2 protein-coding genes are annotated in these 1,432 nt (G+C 63.9%); both read right to left on the bottom strand.

Annotated elements, in window-relative coordinates; genetic code table 11:
* Window positions 1-7: 7 nt before the first annotated feature.
* Window positions 8-982, bottom strand: coding sequence for an IS3 family transposase (locus E4J89_RS19275; protein WP_240692001.1), 975 nt, complete (start codon window positions 980-982; stop codon window positions 8-10).
* A 20-nt stretch (window positions 983-1,002) separates the two neighbouring features.
* Window positions 1,003-1,392: a hypothetical protein gene (locus E4J89_RS19270; RefSeq protein ID WP_136787823.1), complete on the bottom strand. Its 390-nt coding sequence runs from the start codon at window positions 1,390-1,392 to the stop codon at window positions 1,003-1,005.
* Window positions 1,393-1,432 lie beyond the last annotated feature (40 nt).

The raw sequence follows: 1,432 nt of genomic DNA, 5'->3' as shown, positions 1-1,432 counted from the left end.
AGATTTTTTAGGCAGCTTGTTGTGGGGCGTCGAGCTCGGTCAGCGGCCCGGTTTGCGGGTGGGGTTTGTTGATCCAGGTCTGGGTTTGGACGGTGGTGGCTTTTGGTGGCCGGCGGTAGCGTTCGGGGTGTTCGGCGTAGTGCTTATCGAGCAGCGCTTGACGATGGTCCCGGATGTCGATCCAAGTGCCGTCGTGGACCGAGGACGGGGTGTAGTAGCCGATGCCGGAATGCAGGTGGCAGTCGTTGTAGTAGCCCATCCATGCGCTGATCCAGCGCCTGGCATGGTCCATGTCGGTGAACCTGCCCGGATAGTCGAGTGCATATTTCATGGTCTTGAACTGCGCCTCGGAGAACGGGTTGTCATTGGATACGCGGGGCCTGGAATGTGACTGGATGACTTTGTGGGCAGCCAGCAGGGCAGTGACCTCGGTCCCGGTCATGATCGACCCGCGGTCGGCATGCAGCACCTCGGGTTTGGCGTTCTGGACGGCAAAGGCGTTCTCGAGCATGTCCACGGCCTTGAAGGCCTTTTCGTCGGGTTCAAGGCGCCAGGCCACGACGGCGCGGCTGAAGACATCGAGCACGACATAGAGGCGCAGGTTCCGTCCGCGGTCAATCGTGGGCAGCACGGTGATGTCCCAGGACCAGACCTGGTTCGGCCGCGACGCGCACAGAACCGGAATTGATTTCGGTGGATGCGTTGCGGTACGTCGCCGGTCTCCGGCAAGTTTCGCGGCCCGAGCGAGCCGGTACCACGTCGCTTCCGAGGCCACGTGCAGTCCCTCGTCCATCGCCTGCACGCGGATTTGGGCGATGTTCAGGTCCGAGGTTTCCTCGCGGTTGATCCGGTCCAGGATCAGCGCCCGTTCGCTCTCCGTCAGCGCGGCAGGTTGGTGCCGGTCTTTGTGCGGGACCGGTCTCCGGCGGGCCCGTGGCGGATTCCGGTGCCGGTACCAGCTGGCCCGGGCGACACCGAGCAGGCTGCAGGCGCGGTCGACGCCTATTCCGGCGCCGACGAGTCCGGTGACTGCGTCGGTTCGGACGTGTCTTTCAGCGGTGCCGGCTCCGCGCTCTCGGCAAGTTTCTCCAAGAGCGCGTGCGCTTTTCCCATCGACTCCAGGGCGGCGTTCAGGACTTCGCGGTCGGCCTGCGCCTTAGCGAGTTCCCTGCGCAGACGCGCAATCTCGGCACTCTGCCGGTTCGGCGTCACAGCGGACTTCCCGGTCCGTGGCCTGTTGCCCTTGGGGCCGGGTCCGAATTCATCATGATCCCGAGCATAGGCCCACTTGCCGATCGTGGAAGAGCCAAGTCTGTGCCGGCGAAGCACCTCGCCCTTCGACCCGTTTGGCGCGGCCTCGTACTCCGCCAGGATCTCCATTTTCTCAGCCACAGTCCGAAACGGGCCAAGACGTGTTGATCTGGTCATTTCC

The sequence above is a fragment of the Arthrobacter sp. CAU 1506 genome, from assembly GCF_005047635.1.
Lineage (GTDB): Bacteria > Actinomycetota > Actinomycetes > Actinomycetales > Micrococcaceae > Crystallibacter.
The sequence above is the reverse complement of the archived record's forward strand: the minus strand, read 5'-3'. Positions and strand labels throughout refer to the sequence as shown.